This window comes from Pseudomonas sp. E141 (assembly GCF_052659885.1).
This window is the reverse complement of the sequence record NZ_CP084024.1, coordinates 2,369,607-2,389,163: the sequence shown is the minus strand read 5'-3', so window position 1 is coordinate 2,389,163 and position 19,557 is coordinate 2,369,607. Positions and strand designations below refer to the sequence as shown.

At 59.1% G+C, this 19,557-nt stretch carries 17 protein-coding genes; 8 read left to right on the top strand and 9 right to left on the bottom strand.

Going from position 1 to position 19,557, the window contains the following annotated elements; genetic code table 11:
• The first annotated feature begins 189 nt into the window (after positions 1-189).
• A complete protein-coding gene (locus GKKCFE_RS10780) occupies positions 190-363 on the top strand; it encodes a DUF6026 family protein (protein WP_171061379.1) in 174 nt (57 codons plus the stop codon).
• A gap of 348 nt (positions 364-711) precedes the next feature.
• Positions 712-2,451, top strand: coding sequence for a phosphoethanolamine transferase CptA (locus GKKCFE_RS10775; RefSeq protein WP_310662544.1), 1,740 nt, complete (start codon positions 712-714; stop codon positions 2,449-2,451).
• A 34-nt stretch (positions 2,452-2,485) separates the two neighbouring features.
• On the opposite strand, the gene GKKCFE_RS10770 is transcribed toward GKKCFE_RS10775, so the two are convergent.
• The 4 genes from GKKCFE_RS10770 to GKKCFE_RS10755 form a co-directional block, all read right to left on the bottom strand.
• Positions 2,486-2,980: a GNAT family N-acetyltransferase gene (locus GKKCFE_RS10770; RefSeq protein WP_310662543.1), complete on the bottom strand. Its 495-nt coding sequence runs from the start codon at positions 2,978-2,980 to the stop codon at positions 2,486-2,488.
• A 57-nt stretch (positions 2,981-3,037) separates the two neighbouring features.
• A complete protein-coding gene (gene zapE / locus GKKCFE_RS10765) occupies positions 3,038-4,159 on the bottom strand; it encodes a cell division protein ZapE (protein WP_310662542.1) in 1,122 nt (373 codons plus the stop codon).
• Between the two features lie 151 nt (positions 4,160-4,310).
• Complete coding sequence (locus GKKCFE_RS10760; RefSeq protein ID WP_047226551.1) at positions 4,311-4,652, bottom strand: nuclear transport factor 2 family protein; 342 nt, start codon at positions 4,650-4,652, stop codon at positions 4,311-4,313.
• Positions 4,653-4,703: 51 nt separating this feature from the next.
• Entirely contained in the window at positions 4,704-5,420 is a 717-nt protein-coding gene (locus tag GKKCFE_RS10755; RefSeq protein ID WP_188251687.1) for a helix-turn-helix transcriptional regulator, read from the bottom strand.
• 191 nt (positions 5,421-5,611) lie between these two features.
• Here GKKCFE_RS10755 and GKKCFE_RS10750 point away from each other — a divergent pair, with 191 nt between their 5' ends.
• Entirely contained in the window at positions 5,612-6,082 is a 471-nt protein-coding gene (locus tag GKKCFE_RS10750) for an LEA type 2 family protein (RefSeq protein ID WP_047226553.1), read from the top strand.
• A gap of 1 nt (position 6,083) precedes the next feature.
• On the opposite strand, the gene GKKCFE_RS10745 is transcribed toward GKKCFE_RS10750, so the two are convergent.
• Complete coding sequence (locus GKKCFE_RS10745; protein WP_310662541.1) at positions 6,084-7,007, bottom strand: carbon-nitrogen hydrolase family protein; 924 nt, start codon at positions 7,005-7,007, stop codon at positions 6,084-6,086.
• Positions 7,008-7,101: 94 nt separating this feature from the next.
• Here GKKCFE_RS10745 and GKKCFE_RS10740 point away from each other — a divergent pair, with 94 nt between their 5' ends.
• Entirely contained in the window at positions 7,102-8,001 is a 900-nt protein-coding gene (locus GKKCFE_RS10740; RefSeq protein ID WP_310662540.1) for a LysR family transcriptional regulator, read from the top strand.
• Positions 8,002-8,004: 3 nt separating this feature from the next.
• Here GKKCFE_RS10740 and GKKCFE_RS10735 read toward each other — a convergent pair whose 3' ends face one another.
• Positions 8,005-8,259 (bottom strand): hypothetical protein, encoded by a 255-nt coding sequence (locus tag GKKCFE_RS10735; RefSeq protein ID WP_076384979.1) that lies wholly within the window; start codon positions 8,257-8,259, stop codon positions 8,005-8,007.
• Between the two features lie 160 nt (positions 8,260-8,419).
• On the opposite strand from GKKCFE_RS10735, the gene GKKCFE_RS10730 reads away from it, so the two are divergent.
• Positions 8,420-8,737, top strand: a complete 318-nt coding sequence (locus GKKCFE_RS10730; RefSeq protein ID WP_047226556.1) for a DUF883 family protein — start codon at positions 8,420-8,422, stop codon at positions 8,735-8,737.
• A gap of 104 nt (positions 8,738-8,841) precedes the next feature.
• On the opposite strand, the gene GKKCFE_RS10725 is transcribed toward GKKCFE_RS10730, so the two are convergent.
• Positions 8,842-9,873: an Ldh family oxidoreductase gene (locus GKKCFE_RS10725; RefSeq protein ID WP_047226557.1), complete on the bottom strand. Its 1,032-nt coding sequence runs from the start codon at positions 9,871-9,873 to the stop codon at positions 8,842-8,844.
• 385 nt (positions 9,874-10,258) lie between these two features.
• Here GKKCFE_RS10725 and GKKCFE_RS10720 point away from each other — a divergent pair, with 385 nt between their 5' ends.
• Positions 10,259-14,938 carry a dermonecrotic toxin domain-containing protein gene (locus tag GKKCFE_RS10720; protein WP_310662539.1) on the top strand — a complete coding sequence of 1,560 codons (4,680 nt, stop codon included), beginning with the start codon at positions 10,259-10,261 and terminating at the stop codon, positions 14,936-14,938.
• 196 nt (positions 14,939-15,134) lie between these two features.
• On the top strand, positions 15,135-16,136 hold the full coding sequence (locus tag GKKCFE_RS10715) for a FecR family protein (RefSeq protein ID WP_310662538.1): 1,002 nt from the start codon (positions 15,135-15,137) through the stop codon (positions 16,134-16,136).
• A gap of 49 nt (positions 16,137-16,185) precedes the next feature.
• Here GKKCFE_RS10715 and pvdQ read toward each other — a convergent pair whose 3' ends face one another.
• Complete coding sequence (gene pvdQ, locus GKKCFE_RS10710) at positions 16,186-18,534, bottom strand: bifunctional acylase PvdQ (protein ID WP_310662537.1); 2,349 nt, start codon at positions 18,532-18,534, stop codon at positions 16,186-16,188.
• 267 nt (positions 18,535-18,801) lie between these two features.
• Here pvdQ and GKKCFE_RS10705 point away from each other — a divergent pair, with 267 nt between their 5' ends.
• Positions 18,802-19,182 (top strand): fe2+ zn2+ uptake regulation protein, encoded by a 381-nt coding sequence (locus GKKCFE_RS10705; RefSeq protein ID WP_310662536.1) that lies wholly within the window; start codon positions 18,802-18,804, stop codon positions 19,180-19,182.
• Between the two features lie 9 nt (positions 19,183-19,191).
• On the opposite strand, the gene GKKCFE_RS10700 is transcribed toward GKKCFE_RS10705, so the two are convergent.
• Entirely contained in the window at positions 19,192-19,380 is a 189-nt protein-coding gene (locus tag GKKCFE_RS10700) for a hypothetical protein (protein ID WP_047226561.1), read from the bottom strand.
• Between the last annotated feature and the right edge of the window lie 177 nt (positions 19,381-19,557).

The following is a 19,557-nucleotide window of genomic DNA, read 5'->3' as shown; positions in this document are numbered from 1 at the left end:
TAGTTTCCGGGTAATTCGAGCGATCACAAGGGATAACGCTCCAGATCCGGCCAAAGACACAGCGACCATGAAAAATAAAAAAGTTCCAATCACAAGCAAAAGAAATCAGAATCGGCGCCGATAGTAGAGGTGTCGACCAAATACTGGCGACATCTCTATAGTTGATGTACGCCATTTGCGAGGTGAGCAATGGACTCCGTAGTTACCGCACGTCCTCCCCAAACCCTTTACGTGACCATTCGTCGCGACGAATTACGCCTGCTCAAAGAAGAGCGTGATCTGCTGCTTGATGAGGTGACGCAATTGCGCATGCAGTTGCAACACTCCCAGCTGTCCCATCAGAGCCAGGCCCTGGCTCGGTAACCCCCGAGCAGAGGCGCGACGCCGGAAGTGGCACTGGACAAACCGGTGTCATTTCCATGCATACCCATCCGTGCCAAGGGCATGTGTCCCTGCCGCAGCGCGTAGCGGTCCCGCCCCTGAGTGCGCGGGTTTCAGTGCGTGAGGTGGCAACGCGACCACCGAAATAAATTTCCTCGCCACAAGAAACGCCTTCGCCACAGCCCCCGACATTCGTCTTGTAACCAAATATCTCACAAATTTTTCACACCTCCATCGCGATACTCCTGGCCTTTTAGGATAGTTCGGCGCATGCCTATGGGCATCCAATGGGTGCCAGCGGCTTCGTCGACAGGAAGGCTGGAGCGCTTGATGAGTTTGTTCAAACGCAGCACAACGACTGCGAAAAGTTTCGACTGGGCCGGGTTTGGCTGGTTATTTCTGTTTTTCTGGTATTTCTCGGGCATTACCCAACTGCTCATACTGGTGACCGACACCTCTGGGTTCACCGGGTTTCGCCAGGCATTCGTGATGAGCGCGCTGTGGCTTGCGCCCATGCTGCTCTTTCCTGCCCGGACCCGTTTACTTGCTGCGCTGATCGGCGTGGTCCTGTGGGCTTGCTCCATGGCCAGCCTGGGCTATTTCTTCATCTATCAGCAGGAGTTTTCCCAGAGCGTCATCTTCATCATGTTCGAATCGAACGTGTCCGAAGCCGGCGAGTACATGACGCAGTATTTTGCCTGGTGGATGCTGGCGGCCTTCCTGGCCCATACCGCCTTCGGATATTGGCTCTGGACACGTCTGCGCCCGGTGTACCTGCCCCGCGGCCAAGCCATGGTCGCGGCGACTGCGATTGTGGTGGCGGTGGTCGGCTATCCGCTAGTCAAGCACACCCTGCGTGCCGGCACGCTTGCCGGTGGCCTGGAGAAATTCGAAAGTCGCATCGAGCCGGCCGTGCCGTGGCAGATGCTGGTTGCTTACCGGCGCTATGGCGAACAACTGGAAAACATGCAGGGCATGCTTCACAGCGCCAGCAAGATCGCCCCCCTGGGCCACCTGAAGGACGCCATGGCCGACCAGCCCGCTACTCTGGTGCTGGTCATCGGCGAGTCCACCAACCGCCAGCGCATGAGCCTGTACGGTTACCCAAGGAAAACCACCCCGGAACTGGACAAGCTCAAGGACCAGCTCTCGGTTTTCGACAATGTCATCACCCCGCGCCCCTACACCATCGAAGCGCTGCAGCAGGTGCTGACGTTCGCCGATGAACAGAACCCAGACCTTTACCTGAGCACACCGTCCCTGGTGAGCATGATGAAGCAGGCCGGTTACAAGACCTTCTGGATCACTAACCAGCAGACCATGACCAAGCGCAACACCATGCTCACGACCTTCTCTCAACAGGCCGATGCGCAGGTATACCTGAACAACAACCGCAACCAGAACGCGGCGCAATACGACGGCGATGTGATCGCCCCGTTCAACCAGGCCCTGGCAGACAGCGCTGCGCGCAAACTGATCGTGGTGCACCTGCTCGGCACCCACATGAGCTATCAGTACCGGTATCCGCCCACCTTCAAGAAGTTTACCGACCGCCAGGGCGTACCGGCGGGGGTGCGTGACGACCAGGTCCCGACCTACAACAGTTACGACAACGCGGTGCTGTACAACGACTTCGTAGTGTCCAGCCTGATCAAGGACTACGCCAAAACCGACCCCAACGGCTTTTTGCTGTACCTGTCGGACCATGGTGAAGACGTGTTCGATTCGCCGGGCCATAGCACGCTTGGCCGCAACGAAGGCAAGCCGACCGCGCCGATGTACACCATTCCGTTCATCGCCTGGGCCTCGCCCAAGTGGCGTGAAACTCATGACTGGAACTTCAGCGGTGACCTGTCACGCCCCTACAGCAGCGCTCACTTGATCCACACCTGGGCAGACCTGGCCGGTTTGAGTTTTGATGAGCTGGACCGCAGCAAAAGCCTGGTGAGCGATGACTTCAAGGCCCGCCCGCTGTTGATCGGCAACCCTTATGAACACCAGCGCAAGGCCTTGATCGACTTCAGCCTGATGCAGCCCAAGGCGCCTGCGGTGCGGGTCGTGCAAAAATAACCACCGCCCTCGCCCGCTACCACAGGGGCGGCCTCTACAGGGGCTTTGTCCAGAACAGCATACGGCCATGGGCCGGGTCGAACATGCCTGGGGCAAAGCCAAACCTGGTATAGCTGGCCTGGGCGATGGCATTGCCTTCAAGCACTTCCAGGGTGATTTTGCAGCAACCACGCTGGCGGGCGATATCCTCGACCTTCTGCAGCATCTTCTGGCTCACCCCCAACCCGCGGAACGGCTTCATCACCACAACATCGTGGACATTGACCAGAGGTCTGCAGGCGAAGGTCGAAAAACCTTCGAAGCAATTGACCAGGCCCGCTGGTTCGCCGTTGACGAAAGCCAGTACGCTGAAAGCATGGGGGCGCTTGGCCAGTTCCTCGGGTAGATGCAGCAGCACTTCCGGCGGCAGCGACTGGCCACCGCCCATTGGATCTTCGGCATAGCCGTTGAGCACATAACAGATTGCTTCGGCGTGGACTGCATTGGTATAGCTGGCTTGCAATACAAGAATGTCCCTGGTTTCTTCCACGGCGTTCCATCTCACTTCGGTAGTACCGGCGGCTCCGGTGCCGTCGGCGGGATACGGTCAGGCGGACTGACCAAAACGCTGCATTTGCATTTCCTGCAGGCGACTGAGCGTACGACGAAACGGGAATTGCAGATAGCCCTCGGTGTACAACCGGTCCATCGGCACCTGTGCTGAAAGGTACAACGGCACCTTGCGGTCGTAGCATTCATCGACCAGGGCGATGAAACGCCGCACACCGTCATCATGGATGGACAACTGCGGCAACTCACGATCACCAGCCTCTACCCTTTCAACCCCGTCTTCGGTTCCACGGGCAATGCGTCCCTCGCGCTGCTCGGCGCTCAGACTCGGTACGTCGCTGATCAGGATGGCCTTGAAACGGTCGCACAGTGCCATGAAATCCATGGCTGAGAACGGCTGTTCGCACATATCCGCGTAACGACTCCAGAGCACCGTATCGCTGGCCCGCACGGGCTGAAGCAGACGATGGCCAACTTCAATCGGCAAACTGTTGGACGCCTGTCCTGCGGTCAACTGGGCAAAAACAGCCTCCAACGGATCGGGTTGTCCGTCGTCGCGTAGCCAGTAGCGCTGCTGCAATGCTCCCGGATGCTGGCGATGATCTTGCCATCCGTTCACCGGCACAACCTGCATGTGCTGCTTGATCGCCGTGATGGTGGGCAGGAATCGCTCGCGGTTGTGGCCGTTGGCATAAAGCTCCTCGGGCGGCAGGTTGGAGGTGCTGACCACCACCATGCCCCGCTCGAACATGACCTGAAACAGACGACTCAGAATGATGGCATCGCCAATGTCGGTGACGAACAACTCGTCGAAACACAACACCCTGACCTCTTGGCTCAGTTCTGCAGCCAATGCCTGCAAAGGGTCCGGCGTGCCCGTAAGCTGGAACGAGCGCTGATGCACCCAGGCCATGAAATGATGGAAATGCTGACGACGGGCCGGCACCCTCAGGCTTTCGTAGAAACGGTCCATCAGCCAGGTCTTGCCGCGGCCGACCGGTCCCCAGAGATAAACCCCCTGGATCGACTTGCGCCCCTCGTGCAGTGCCTGGTGGCACTCTTGCAGAGCCATGATGGCCAGTTCCTGGGCTTCATCCTGGACAAAGCCATGGTGTTCGATGGCATGCTGCCAGGCGCTCAAGGGGGAGTCGAAAGTCATACGGCCCTGATCCGGAAAACGAGGTCGGGGAGTATGCCATGTCGGTGGCTTTGAGTGAGTGATCTCACCTGCCTGTGAATTCAAGCAAAACCCTGGGGCGAGGGCGATTTACCCCCTCGCCACAGGTGTTGACGAACCAACGTGCAAACATCTAGATCGAGATATCCAGCCGACTGATCTTCCCCTGCTCGTCGAGCCGGAAGGTGTAGCGCAACTCCAGCGGGCTGCCGGGGAAAGTTCCGGAGATCAGATTATGCACCAGCACCTTACCGGTGCGTTGCTGCACATTGAGCACCTCGACCCGAGGCTGTAAACGCCGGGCGGTGTCTTCCATCCATTGAGCGATGGCCTGGGTGCCGGCGCGGTGCTGGCCTTCATCGAACACATTGGCATCCTCGGCGAAAAAACGCGTCACCGCCGAACTGTCACGGGCATTGGCGGCCGCAATGTAGCCGGCGATGGCCGGGGCCAGGGAAGAGACGGGATTGGACATGGTAGGGCTCCTTGTTTTATCGATCTGACACCATGCTAGAACAGCCTTGTGTCAGTTTTTGTCAGGAGTGAAACGCCCCGTTTCGTCCAGTTCCATCAGCTTGAACCAGGCGCGCAACAAGTCGCTGCGCCGGCCAGGATAGCGCTCGCCCTGCTCGGTGGCAGAAGCAATCCGATCAGTGCGAAAGGTCCGATAGGCGCCGCGTAACTCACACCAGGCAACCACTACCCGCGCCTCATTGAAAAAACCCAGGGCCAACGGCCAGATCAGGCGCTGGCTGGGGGTTTTGTTCACGTCGGCGTAGTCGATATGCAGCTTTGCTTGAGCCCGAATGGCCTGGCGGTACACATTCAGCTCCACCGTATTCTGTGGGTAGCCATAGCCAGGAGGCCCGGGCAACACCGTGGGATTGCGCAGGGCATCCCGGACGTCAGGCGCCAGCACTGCGGCCACCTTGGCCAAAGCGTCGGCGGCGGCCTTGCCCAGCACCTCGTCGCCACGCTGATCAACGTAGCGCAGCCCCAGCACAATGGCTTCGATTTCATCAGCCGTGAACATCAATGGCGGCAGGAACAGGCCGCTGCGCAACACATAGCCAATGCCCGCCTCGCCCTGGATCGGCGCCCCCAGGGCCGAGAGTTCGGCGATATCGCGGTAGAGCGTGCGCTCGGACACTTTCAACTCGGCCGCCAATGTCGCAGCGGTAACCGGGCAGCGCTTGCCTCGCAAGACTTGCAATAATGTGAGCAGTCGAGTGGTACGCGACACGATGGACGATCCGGAAAAACGATTGACGCAGATTAGCAGAGCCTGGTGTCAGAAACTGTCAGGAGCCATGAGCCCTGTCTGGATTGAACTGGACGGGAAACCGCGTGATGTGCGGTGGTTTGAGAGAAATGTGGGTTATCGTGCTCAACAGCTCGCCCGTTTGCCCTACCTATTATCGTGAGAGTTTATCCATGCGCAGAGCCCTCGGTGTGTCCCTTTTCCTGATGTTGCTCAGTCTGAGCGCCTGCGCCCTCTTCCCGCACCGCGATCCGCTGAACATCACCGTGGTGGGCATCGAACCGTTGCCCAGCCAGGAGCTGGAGATGCGCTTTGCCGTGAAACTGCGATTGCAGAACCCTAACGAAACCGCCATCGATTACAACGGTGTCGCGCTCGACCTCGAGGTTAATGGCCGGACACTGGCATCGGGGGTCAGCGATCAGACCGGATCCATCCCACGGTTCTCCGAGGCGGTACTGAGCGTGCCAGTGAGCATCTCGGCTTTCTCCGTGCTGCGCCAGACGCTGGGCCTGAGCCAGACCCAAAGCCTGGACAACCTGCCTTATGTACTCAAAGGCAAACTGGCCGGTGGACTGTTCGGCACCCTGCGCTTCGTGGATCGCGGCACCCTGGACTTGCCGGGTACCGCGGCCACTTGGTAAATCAACGAGTGAAACGCACGCCGGGTTTGGCCCGCTCGTCCACCACCAGTTCGAACACATCTGGCCTGGCGTAATGGCCGACCACGTCATAGTCGTAGCGCGCTGGTACCAGTTCATCGGTATCGATTTCGGCGGTCAACAACCCGCTTGTGCCTTTAAGCGGACCGGCCAGGACGTCCCCCATGGGGCCGACAATTACACTGCCGCCGGCAATCAAGGGACGCTCGGCGGGCCAGTTCGCCACTTCAATGCCCAGCGCCTGAGGCGAGGCCTGAACCTGACAGGCGCTGATCACGAAACAACGACCTTCGTGGGCGATATGACGCATGGTCACCTGCCACATCTCCCGCTCATCCACCGTCGGCGCACACCAGACCTGCACCCCTTTGGCGTACATCGCGGTGCGCAACAGCGGCATCATGTTCTCCCAACACACCGCCGCGCCTACGCGACCGACCTGGCTGTCGATCACCGGTAAAGTCGAGCCGTCGCCCTTACCCCAAATCAGACGCTCGGTGCCAGTGGGCATCAGCTTGCGATGCTTGGCCACCAGGCCGGCATCGGGCTCGAAATACAGGGCGGTGCAGTACAAGGTACTGCCGTCACGCTCAATGACACCCACTACCAGACTTGCCCCCGTGCGCGCCGAAAACCCGGCCAAGGCCTCGGTTTCACTGCCCGGCACGTCGATGGCGTTGGCAAAATAACGAGCAAAGGCCTCGCGCCCCTCGGGCAACCGGTACCCCAGCTGTGTACCGAAGCGTTCTCCCTTCGGATACCCACCCAGCAGCGCTTCGGGCATCACCACCAAGCGTGCTCCGGCCTGGCGTACGGCATCTTCATAGGAAAGGATCTGCGCCAGGGTGTCAGCTTTGCCTCCGGGCAACGAGCCAATCTGCAGGGCAGCCACAATGGATTTGGGCATGGTTTTCAACTCCTCGATCATCTGGGGTTGCTGATTTTCAGATGCCAGACGATCATGAATAAAGCCCCATACGCTGCTAAATGATATGAGTGTTATGAATATCGCGGATGTCGACCTTAATCTGCTCAAGACCTTCGAAGCCCTGCACGATGAATCCAGCGCCAGCCGCGCCGCGCTGCGCCTGGGCGTGACCCAGTCGGCCATCAGCGCGGCGCTGCGCAGGCTTCGAAACCTGTATGACGATCAATTGTTTGTGCGCACTGGCCGCGGCCTGGCGCCGACCTTACGGGCCAATCAGCTCAAACCGGTGATCAGCGACGCACTGAATAAATGTCGCCAGAGCCTGGCGATGGTTGACCCCGGCGCCAGTCATTACGAAGGTCGTTCGGTCATCGTCGGGCTGTCCGATGATTTCGAAATTGCCCATGGCCGGCGCTTGATTGAGGACGTGGCACGACGCGCGCCGGGGCTGCGATTGATTTTTCGCCAGACCCATAGCCAGATCGTCGGCCGGGCGCTGATGGAGCGCAGTTTCGATCTGGCGATCACGGCGGGAGGGTTTACCGAACGCTTGCTCAGCCGTCAGGTACTGGGCGAAGGCGACTACGCCTGTCTCGTCGACCCGGCCAGCCTGACGCAGGACCAACAGACGCTGACCCTGGAGGCGTTCGTGGCCCGCGAGCATCTGCTCGTGTCTTCCGGTGGGTTCATCGGCATCACCGACGAAGGGTTGGCCGGCCTTGGCCTGAGCCGGCGGGTGTGTGCCTCGACCACCCACTTTGCCGCCCTGCCGTTCCTGCTCAAGGGCAGCCAGGCCGTGGCGACCATTCCGCTGCATGCCGCCGCGGCGATCGCCTCCCTCAGTGGCCTGGCGTTGCTGCCCTGCCCGCTGGACCTGCCCCGCTACCCGATCGAACTGGGCTGGCGAACCCATACACAGATGGACCCGGCCGTGGTCAAGGTGCGTGAGGCTATCATCGCGACCTTTGCCTGAGGTTTATTTGTTGGCTGCCATCAGACGATTGACTTCACTGCGCACCATGTTGGCGTACTCAGGCGGCGACATGCCGTCCAGTTCGGCACGTACCCATTCGGACCACTTGCCCTTGCGCTTGGAACGCTCGCCGAACAACCGGGCCGCGTCACCCTTGGCCTTGCCCAGATTGTTTTGCCACAGTTCAAAAAGTCGGGACTTTTCGTCTTCCAGTGCCGCGCGCTCGGCCAGGGGCTTGTCAGCCAGATTGAAACTCATGGGAATTACCTGTTGCGTAAATATGCGCCATCTTACACCTTGAAGAGGCGCGTCTTAACCACGTTTTATGATCCACAGTGCTGCCGCTGCCAGACGCTGCAACTTTTGCTCAAGGGCAGCACTCCATTGTTCACTGCCATCATCAGCAAGGAGTACCTCAATGGCTCGCAAAAGCACGCTGCAAGGGAATGGAGAGCAAATCAAGGATCAAGCCTTCAGTGAACTGAAGGCTTTGATTGAGGAATCGGAAAAGCTGCTCAAAAGCAGCGCCTCACTGGTCGGCGAAGACGCTGAAAACCTGCGCGACCAGATCTCGCAGAAGCTGCAACAAGCCCTGGATTCGGTTGCCAGCGCACGGGAGCGGACCCGGCCGATGGTCGATGCCACCGAAGTCTATATCGGCGGACATCCATGGCAGACCGTGGCCATTTCCGCAGGCTTCGGCCTGGTGGTGGGGTTGTTGCTCGGACGCCGTTAAGCCCTTGGCAAAAACCTGTTTGAATGATCACTGATAGTGTGGCGAGGAGATTTATTTCCTCGCCACAGATGCGTGAACCGCCAGAGCCTCATCCGAAGCCGGCTTTACAAACCCGCCAACTCCCGCAACTGCGCCAATGTCTGCTCGTCCAGTGCGATCCCCCGCTCATTGGATTTGCTGCGCTCGTTGTGCCGACGATCACCCGGCAGCCGTCGCAACCCGACACCATGCATCTGTCTGACCAGCTCCTGGCTGCGCTCGGCGAAGTTCTGCCCGGCGGCCTTGCTCGGGTCGATCACGATCAACAACTGACCGGTCCAGGGTGTCTTGGCCCCAGGATGGTTGTGCCAATCGAACTCGAAGGAAAAGTTGCCACCGGTCAGGGCGGCCGCCAGCAGCTCGACCATCATCGACAACGCCGAGCCCTTGTGTCCGCCAAAAGGCAGGAGCGCCCCGCCTTCGAGAATCGCCTTCGGATCGCAGGTCGGCTGACCGAGGCTGTCCACCCCCATTCCTGGCGGTAGTGACTCGCCCTTGCGTGCAGCAATCTGCACATCACCGTGGGCAATCGCGCTGGTGGCCAGGTCGAAGACAATCGGCTCACCATCGGCCCGTGGCGCAGCGAAGGCAATGGGATTGGTACCAAAGAGTGGACGGTCAGCACCGTGAGGCACCACGCACGTCATGCTGTTGACCACGCTCAATGCCACGAGACCTTCATAGGCAAACGGCTCGACATCCGGCCACAGGGCAGCGAAGTGATGGGAGTTGCGGATCGCCAACACTGCAATCCCGGCGCTGCGGGCCTTGGCCACCAGCAACGGACGTGCGGCGGCCAGGGCCGGCTGGGCGAAGCCGTTACCGGCGTCCACCCGTACAAACCCTGATGCCACATCTTCGACCGTGGGTACTGCCTGACCATTGACCCAACCACTTTTCAGCGTCGAGACATAACCGGGAATGCGAAACACCCCATGACTGTGGGCGCCATCACGTTCGGCTCCGGCGCAGTTTTCGGCCAGGGCCCTGGCGACCTCGGCCGACGTGCCGTGTCGCAGGAATATTTTCTCCAGCAAGCTCACCAAAGCGGAAAAAGACAGGGTGCTTGAACCGGCATGATCGGATAGCGCAGACATCTGAAGCTCCAGAGTGATTGTTGGAGGTAGCAACAGCGTAAGGGGAACCAGCCGGCTGATTAAACACCGCTTCACTGTCGGAGCAAAGCTTGCTCGTGCCGGATTACGCTGATCACCGCGCTTGGGTGCGGTAACTATGTACCACCTTGGCTCATTGATCGTTGCCTAGTCTGGCCGCTCATCCACCAAACGTGCCGCCTCGCGGCGCCTTGAGCGAGAAGCAACGATGACCACTGCAACTACGCCGTTATTATTTCCCGAGGTATTGGCCGCCAATAACCTGGAGGACTTGAACGCCCCCCACGGATTGACCCAGGCCGACCTCGACTGGCTGCACCACGTGTCCCTGTCCAACCACACGCTGCGCGCCGCACAGACGCCCCCCATGTCTGCCGAAACGATTCGCTTGCAGGTCGACGCAAACGCGCCGATCCCGCTGGCCGGCTGCCTTGTGCTCAAAGCGCTGACAGACGCAGACGCAGCGCAGACCCAGCCTGCGTTCCTCTACACGCCCTACGGCGGAATCAGAAAATTCGACAGCCCCGAAGCTCTCGAAGAGAAGATGGAAGCGATGCTGGACAGTCCAGCCGAGCGTGACGATCTTTTTCGGCTGTTATCGATTTCCCAGCGCGCCGAACTCAACAGCACCTCCGCGATCAGGACTACCCGGCAACGTATCGACGGTGACGTCTTCAACACCCTGGTCGAGTCCATCGAGTTCGCTCAAAGCCTCAACGCCCGAACAATGGTGGATGAACTGATCAAGTTACCCTCCCTCAGTACGATGCTTGACGCGATCTTGAATGAGGTGCTGTCCAACTTTGATCATCGACAGACCCGCGTAACCATGAGCACGTGGAGTAGCGCGGGGAATCAGAAGACAAGCCAGTTGACCAGAAGCATGACACTCAGCGAGGCGGTCCTGGCCTACTTCCACAGCCAGGGTCGGCCCGCCGGGCAAGACGTTGACTTCATTCATCCAGGCATCACCGTATCACCGCAAAACAAGCGTCAATGGGAGAGCGTGTTGAAGGTGACCGCCAGCAACCTGATCCCCAGCCTTGCCCATTGTATCGACGCTTATTGGGACGCCACCGGCCCGTTCAATACCTCGCGCCGGCGCTTTCTTTCCCAAGTTCTCAGCGATGCGCTACAAGCCACGATTCTGATCAAGCGGGAGAAAAGACAACTCACCGAGGCACACGCCCAGGAACTGCTGCGGCTGTACAGGCCATCTCGCCCGGACGAACCGCTGCTGTTTATCGAAACCCTGCGTCTTTGGGAATATGAGCCGCTCTACGTAGAGCTGGCGGGTTCTTTGATGATCAGCGCCAAGGGACACTATCTCTATACCCCCAGCCACGGCCTTGAGAAAGTCGACAACTACCTGGGCTTCAGGGATGCGCTGCTCAATGCCCCCACCGGCGCGGGGCGAAAGGAAGAACTCTACAGTCTGCTCAGCCTGGAGGAGCGCAACCGCTTCCTGCGCTTTGACGATCCCCAGGTGTCAGGTAAGGCGGTGACGTGGCCGGTATTCGAGTCTCTGGCTGATGCGATCATCGGCAAACAGTCGAAAAACCTTCATTTCGCAATGGAGATGTCCCGCCAGGGGGACGTGGACGTCCACGCGCTCGTTGACAAGGCCCTGGACATACGCAGCCTGATCGGCAAAAACCTGCTGACGCAAAAAACCGCTGGACACTGGGGCACGCAGCCGGTTTTTTACGGGGACCTGCGCCCGTCCAATTTCATGGCTGATCAACTGGAGAGGAAGATCAAGAGCTACGCCAGTGTCGAAGAGGCCTTGAATGCCGAACTGAGCCGATTGCCACTCTCCAGCGACACCTCGCTGCGTCACGCATTGAAAGGCCTTCTTCCTAAACTGACCAACGTCTTTTCCCTGGGAATACGTGCAGAAGCCGAACTCAGAGAACTCAACGCAACCCTGTCTCCCGCCGCGCGCGACCTTATCGCCGCGGTCTTTGCCTTTGATGCCGAATATCCGGACCGCACTCAACGCATCGGGGTAAAGGGCTTCCGGCCCGATGTCTATTCGCTGAGGCTGGCATGTACCGAGGACGGCAAAACCGTCTCCTTGCCGCTGGCCAATTGTTTCCTGCTGACCGAACGCGGCGGGCTGGATACGCCTCATTCCGGCCTGGCAATTCTCTGGACACCGGCCGATGGTTTACAAGTGTTTGCCTCAGTCGAACTTGCCACCCAGCAATTGAATCGCCACCTGCTCGACTCACGAAAGCGCTCTGGTCTGCTCGCCAACCTCTGGCCCGCCCAACGCAAGCCCCATGGACGCTATCAACTGGATGTGTTTGAGCTGATCGAAGACAACGTGCTGCTCAATCGGATGAAGTCGTTCAACGCACTGTTCGAGGCCCAATACAGGTATCTGAGCACGCTAAAGAGCGGGGACTGGCAACTGACAGGGCCTGAACGGGTAAAAAGCCTGGGCACATTGCTTGAAAAGGCCGCGCCTACCAATCTGACACACGCCACACGTATCGCCCAGGCGATCCGCTTGCAACAGAAACTCCCCGCCTGGCTTGGCGCCGCACCACTTGAAGAACAGCGCCTACAGATTGACCTGCTTGAGCAATACAGAAGCAGTGTCGACGATGACGAGGATTATCTGGACGGTATCGAGCCCCTGCACACCTATGTGAGCAAAAAGCTCAAAGCGCTCCTGGATGCGCGTTTCGCCGTAAAAGACCTGGATCCCGCCACCCTGTTGATCACCCCGAACCATGCGTTGGCGGGGCCCGCCAGCAGCTTGACCGAGTTCGCCCTCAATCATGCCGACTTCACTCAAAAGACAGGCTTCAGGGTATCCTCGACCTCCGGGCGCGCGTTGCCCGACAGCCTGAACGAGACGGCTGTCAGGCAAATGCTGCTGTCGTTGGACATCCCCACCGCCTATAAAAAGATCGTACTGGACGAACTCTCCACTACCTCAACCGATGGCCAGAAAAGAAAGCAGCGATTTCGCCGGCAGTTGCCCTGGCAACTGTTGCAACATGCCCACGCACTGCATCTACAACAGCACCTTTCGCCCACAGGGTTTGACTTGATTCGCCAGGTACTGGACATGCCGGATGCCATCGCACGCCAGGCAGTGGACGGCGCCAGCGCGTTGATTCGTCCACTGGAGCTGATCAAAACCCGGGGAACTGCGGCGATCAAGGCACTGGGGCTCTACCTGATCGGATCAAGCACCGATGATACTGCCCCCCATGTGCTGTATTCCCCCTACCATGCGGGCCACAACTTCACCGAGTTCAAGGACCAGGCCAGCCTCATTGCAGCCTTCAACACGCCGGGCGCGTTGCAGGACCTGCTGATTCGTCGACTTCCCGAAAGCCAGCAAGCCACGTTCAAGAACCTGTTCGCCGCCACGGTCGGTTCTCTATCGGAAATCACCCTGGCTTCCAATCCGATCAAGACCAACCTGTTCGATGTATTGTTCAACGACAATACAACCCTGTTATCGGACATGCTGAGCGCACAAACAGAAAAAAACCGCCAGTTTGACTGGGAAACGGCCCTGCATTTGTTCAGCGCCGGCGTCAAACTGGTGGGGCGGCAGTTGCAAGGCAAACTGACGTTTATCGAAACGCTTTGGGAAAGTTACCAAGACTTCAAGGCCTCTTCTGAATCCCTGCAGCAGCATGACTGGAAAGCAGGCTTGCACGACTTCATCGCCGGCGCGGCAGAGATGGTCTCACTTGGCTTCCTGAATCGCGACGACACCTTCGGCCTGCTCGGCCCGATAGGTCCCGGCACGCAGAACGCCTCCATGGCGACCCCGCCCCGCTGGAAAGACATCGCCTCCACCGCCCCGACGCGCACCAACCTGCGGGCCTTCGAAGCCACGGAGGTGAGCCTGCACAATCTGCAGAAGAACCGGATCGACGGAACCTACAGGGCCCCAGGGTCCGACAAGCTTTACGCACCTGTTGCCGGCATGGTTTTTCAGGTGGCCAAAGCCAATCAGGTCTGGCGCGTGGTCCATGAACAGGGAGAGGGCCCAATACTGAGGCAGTCGCCTGATAACCAGCAATGGACCGTAGACCCACAACGGCAGACCATTCGCTACGGCAAAGTGATGTCAACGCTGGCCAATTCCTACAGCGACTACAAGGCTTCAACGTCGCTCAACATTGAGGCTCGGGGCATGGCGCAAATACGCCGCAAATACCCGGCTTACGCAAACATGATCGAGCAGGCCCTGGAGGTGGCCAGGTATTACTCATTCAACGCCCTGCATAATCTGGATCAGATCAAACATCAGGTCCCGCCGGGCTCTCGGCTGGATACCTTCCTGAAGGCCTTTTTTGGGGTGAGGACAGTCGACGCCAGCCTGATCAAGAAAATACACACCGCCGTCTCGCCGCTGTGCCGAGCATTGGCCGACCCGTCCTGGGAAACTCGCAACGCCAAGCGCCTTGTAATCGGCCGTTTGAAATACATGGACGATAGAGCCACTGCATTCGTGCTCGAACCGGAAACGGCAGGAAGAATCTATCTCACCCAGTATTTCTTCGAGGTCGGATTGGATTGGTACAAGGACGCGGTCCCGGATTCCTTCAATGTCGATGCCCACGCCCAGGCAGCGGTGCTTATCCACGAAGTTTCTCATCAGCTTTTCGACACGCTCGATATTGTCTATCTGGACGCGGCACTCCCGTTTCTGGACCTGATTTCCAATGCCACTCAGTTCGGACATTCAAAATACAATTATCAAAAGGACCAGCAACGCAACGGGCTGTCGTTGACCACGCCACGATCCAAACTGTTCATGGGCTGGGACAGTGCAGCCGGCGGGCTCAAGAGCCTGGAGCTTTTCCCCGAGCATCGGGATATGGCCCGGGAAATCCTGAAGATGACCGGCGCCAGAAGCATGAGCGAGGCGCGCAGTATCTTTCTGGATCCAGGTTCACCGACAGCACGCATCGACGTGATCTTGCGAAACGCCGACTCCATGACGCTACTCATCTGTGAGCTGGGTCGACAGCTGGACTCCCCACCCTTGAGTCCCGCTGCCACGTTTTAAACTGCCTCTGCGAACGCTGCGCGCGGACGGGTCTTGATCTTTTTTTCACGAGATGTATGCCACGCTATAACCACGACATACCGGTGTTCGAGCCTTTGACCGGAAAAAACAGGCTCATTTTGATGTGCAAACGCCATGATGGCGGTTCTCGACAGGTCATGCCGAAGGTTAGAATGCGGCAAACCAGGAAGAGTCAATGACCGAACATACACTCTCGGAAGCCGAATACGACGCCATTACCGATGCGGCCGCGCATTGGTGCATGCGTTTGCACGCCGTCGACTGCACCGACGCCGAACGGCTGGCATTCAAACAATGGCACGATGCCGATCCCCTGCACGCTTTCGAATACCAAGCCATGCTGGAGATCTGGGCCGTGGCCGATCATCTTCCGCGTGTCGAAGCGGCACCATCTCCCGCGCCAATACCGCGACCTCGGTCCCGCTGGAGTCGGATGGCTGTCGCAGCCGCAGTGCTTGTGCTGGGCATACCCCTGGCCGCCTACACGGGCTGGAACCTGGGCTGGGTTGCCAACTCCTACGAACGATTCGAAGCGGATACAAGCGTGCGTCACATCACCCTGGGTGACGGCAGCCAGGTAGAACTGAACCTGGGCAGTGAACTGGTATTTGCCAATTACAAGAATGAGCGTCGGGTGACGCTGAAAAAGGGCGAGGCGTTTTTCGACGTCAGCCATGACACACGCCACCCGTTCGTTGTACGGGCCGGCCAGGGCCAGGTGCGCGTGACCGGCACTCGCTTCAATGTATGGATGTATCAGGATCAGGTCCGGGTGACGCTGGTGGAGGGCTCGGTATGGGTGACCAGCAACCAGGCACTTGCCAGTAACGGCTCACAACTGTCGCCGGGCATGCAGGCCAGCTACAAAGCCGGCGACTACCAACCGCAAATCCGTGAAGTCGATGCCAACGACAGCTCGCTGGCGTGGCGCAACGGCAAGCTGGTGCTGGACAACCTTGCCCTCAGCGATGCACTCCCGCTGATCAATCGTTATCTCGATCATCCCGTCATGCTGGCCGACAACAGCACGGGCGCCCTGCGTATCGGTGGTATCTACAACCTCAACGAAGTGAAGAACCTGGTGCCTTCGTTGCCCAAAGTCCTGCCGGTTTACCTGACGCAGAACAAGGACGGCAATCCAGTCCTCAACTCCATCGGTCAACGGCCGTCCAACTGAAAAAGCCGCGACCTGATCAGGTCGCGGCTTTTGTGTAAAACAACAGCGATCAGTGCGCGGCCACCCTGCCCGCCTCATCACGCTCACGGATGATCACCGCCTGATAGTGCGGATCGGCTTTGATCTGCTGTTCGGTGAACGGTAGCGCACTCCATTGCTTCTTCGAGAATGCCTGGGTCTGGTCGGCCGAATACGGCGATGCCGGGTCGCTGGAAATGGAAAATGCCAACAGACCTTCAGCCCGAGGTCCTTTGCCATCAAAACTCACCACTTGCAGATAGCTGGTGCCGCTGACCACTTCCCGTTTGCCGTTGGCCCCTGGCACGCTCTGAATCGCGTTATAGATCCCCAGCTCACCGGGGCCGCCGTGGATTGGCGTCTGCCGGCTGCCACTGCTGGCAACCTGGATGTCCTGCCAGCGGCTATCCTTGGGCAATCCGGCGGCCTTCACAGAGGCCTGCGAGGCCAGCATGGCTTGACGCACAGCCTTGTGCACCGGGGCACGCTCAATCGCCAGGCCGTTTGGAGTATGTCGCGGGTCTTGCGGATCGAACGGGACACGCCATGAATCAGGCACCCTCTGCAACTGCGCCATGATGCGCTGGAAATGAATGAAGCCCAATCCGCTGTCCAGGCCAGCGGTTCGATCCCAGACCCTGAGATCGTTGCACACCTGGGTCAACGTCACGGCATCGGCCCCCAGGTCACCGGCGCAAAAGCCCAGCAGGTCGGGCATCACCTGATCAGCAAGGTAGACCTGGTCGTCCATGACCATACGCTGCAAGTCATCGACCTTCACCGGCCCGTCCTTGGCCAGTTGACCCAGCCGCTGCAGAGCAAAACGCGCACGCAGGCCCAGCGGTTGGTCTTGCTGGCTGATCAAGGGCGAATAACCGGACAAGGGTTGTGAAGGGTTGACCATCCAGGCCGAATCGTTGGAATTTTGCACATAATCGCGGCGCAACAACTGCGGTAGCTTGTCGGCGGCGTAAATGCCTTTCTGCACGGCCTCGGGATCGATATCCCAGGCGCATTCGCCGCGCGAGCCGTCCAGTACGATGAGTTGCAGCCCTGCCCGCGGGTCGCTGCAGCGGGCCAACTTGTCGGCATCGACGTTCGGTACCACCGACACGTTCATGTAGAGACTTTGCCCCTGATCGTCCACCGCCAGGGTGTTGACCCATGGAATACCGTGGATCTCATGGACCGCACTCTGCAAGTCCTTGAGCGTGACGGCTTTGTTCATGGCGTACCACTGGGCGAGCACACGATCATTTTCCCGGTTCGCATCGCGCAGGCTGTAGGCGAACTTGTCATCCCAGTCCAGCCGGCCGGGCCATTGCACGATCGGACCGAACTGCGAGCCGTAGACCACCCGCGAAACGCTCTGCACCTGGCCATCGGGTTGTTTGATGTCCACCGTCACCGTCTGTTGGCTCATCGGTACGGATTGACCATCGAGCAGGTAGCGGGTCGGGTCTTTCGGGTCGAGTTGCAGACGGTACAGCGTGAAATGTTTGGAGGTGTCGACGGTGTGGGTCCAGGCCAGGTGCTGGCTGAAACCGATGTTGATCACGGGCAAGCCTGGCAGGGCCGCGCCCATGACGTCCAGTTTGCCGGGAATGGTCAGGTGCATCTGGTAAAAACGCATGCCCCCCAGCCATGGGAAGTGCGGGTTCGCCAGCAACATCCCACGCCCGTTGAAGGAGCGCTCACTGCCGATGGCGACCGCGTTACTACCACGCTCCAGGGCGAAACGCTGCTGCCGGGTGGCTGCGCCTGCAAAACCTGCCCTCGGCTCGCCAGCGTCCGCCGTCGCTTGTGGCGGCTGAGCGCCCGCCAGGGCTTCGGCGAACTGGCCGACGCCACCTTCCACCAACAGGCGCTGGGTCAGTTTGACCAGGTCCAGCACGGTGATCGGCCGCACCCACTCACTGGCACATTGCTCGGGCAGGCCGATAGCCTTGCGTTCGGCCAAGGCGCGGTTGTAGCCCGCCACATAGCCTTCGACCAGTTGCTGTACTTGAGGCGTCTGGGCTTGCCAGAAACCGGAAACGGCTTGCGGCGTGTTGAGCCAGTTGAAAAATACATCGCTGACGCGGTTCTCCCGCTGTTCGAGCGTGACCTGCTCCGGGCCGAAGTAGCGCGAGCGTTGACCATTGACCGTGACGATCTCATTGGCCAGCAGGCATAAATTATCCTCAGCGTACGCATACCCGATGCCGTAGCCCAACCCGCGCTCATCCTGAGCCCGGATATGTGGCACGCCAAAACTGGTGCGACGGATCTCGGCACTGGCCTGTTCTTTATCACTTTGAGCGCTGGCGACGCAGCTGAACCCCAGGCTCACTGCGAAAAACACACCTGCGAGACCAAACCTCGATAACTGCCCGGACATTCTCACGTTCACTCCTGATCCAATACTTTCTAAAACCAGGACGGCTGCCTGGGAATTCACATACCGCGTGCCTGGCCGGAATGTGCCTCCCTTGAAAACGAATGGGATGAAAAAAAATTAATGGCCTGGCACCGCCTGACTACGGGCGTTTGATCGCCTCCAGACAAATTTTTCAGCTTTTTGCCTTCATGATTGGCCGCGTTCGTTCGTCCTATTACAGGAGAGTATCCGTGACCTTTTCTGAACAGGCTGGTAAGGAGTTTTTGCATGCATGACGCGCGTCAGCCCATGGAGGGCAAGCCCAGGTCGACCGGCGTTCCGGCGACAGCCACTCACAACCTGTTCGACAGGCCGGCAGAACGAGGTAGCAATGAACACATCAGGCTTTTGCTCAAGAGCTTCGGCCTCAGAACCAGCCTGATTCGCCTCAAGGTCATCGATGCATTGCTCAAGGCCGCCGTTGAAAACCGCAGCCTGGGTGTGCGGGGCGTACACAGTCAACTGTTGGGGCTGGACATTCCATTGTCCTTCCTCAGCGTGCGCGAGGTGTTGAAGCGCCTGTGCAGCGAGGGTGTCGTCACCCTTAACCCCGATAAGACCTACAGTTTGCACCGCAAGGCCATGCACGTGCTCCAGGGCGGGGAGTGACGCCTGCGCTCAGGGCTTGACCTTGCGTCGCATCACGCCGTTGATCACGACCACGATGACCGCGACGGCAATCGCGATGTATTGAAACAGCTGCTCGCTGATCATGCCGTTGTTCTGCATCCAGGTCAGTCCCAGCATGATCGCCAGAACCACGAGGACCACCAGAATCGAGTATTTCAAACGTTGCGATTGAGTCATTGCCAATTTCCTGAATGTATCCGCTCTGTATCCCCGTGCTTGCCAGCCCCATACCGTGTTTTGGAAATGGCGGGCAGCAGACGGGGTCTCATGGTACAGCCGAACGGGCGTACTCACGCAACCGAAGCCCATCAGATTAATTACCTGCATCACCACAGAAGTCCGCCCCTGGCGGAC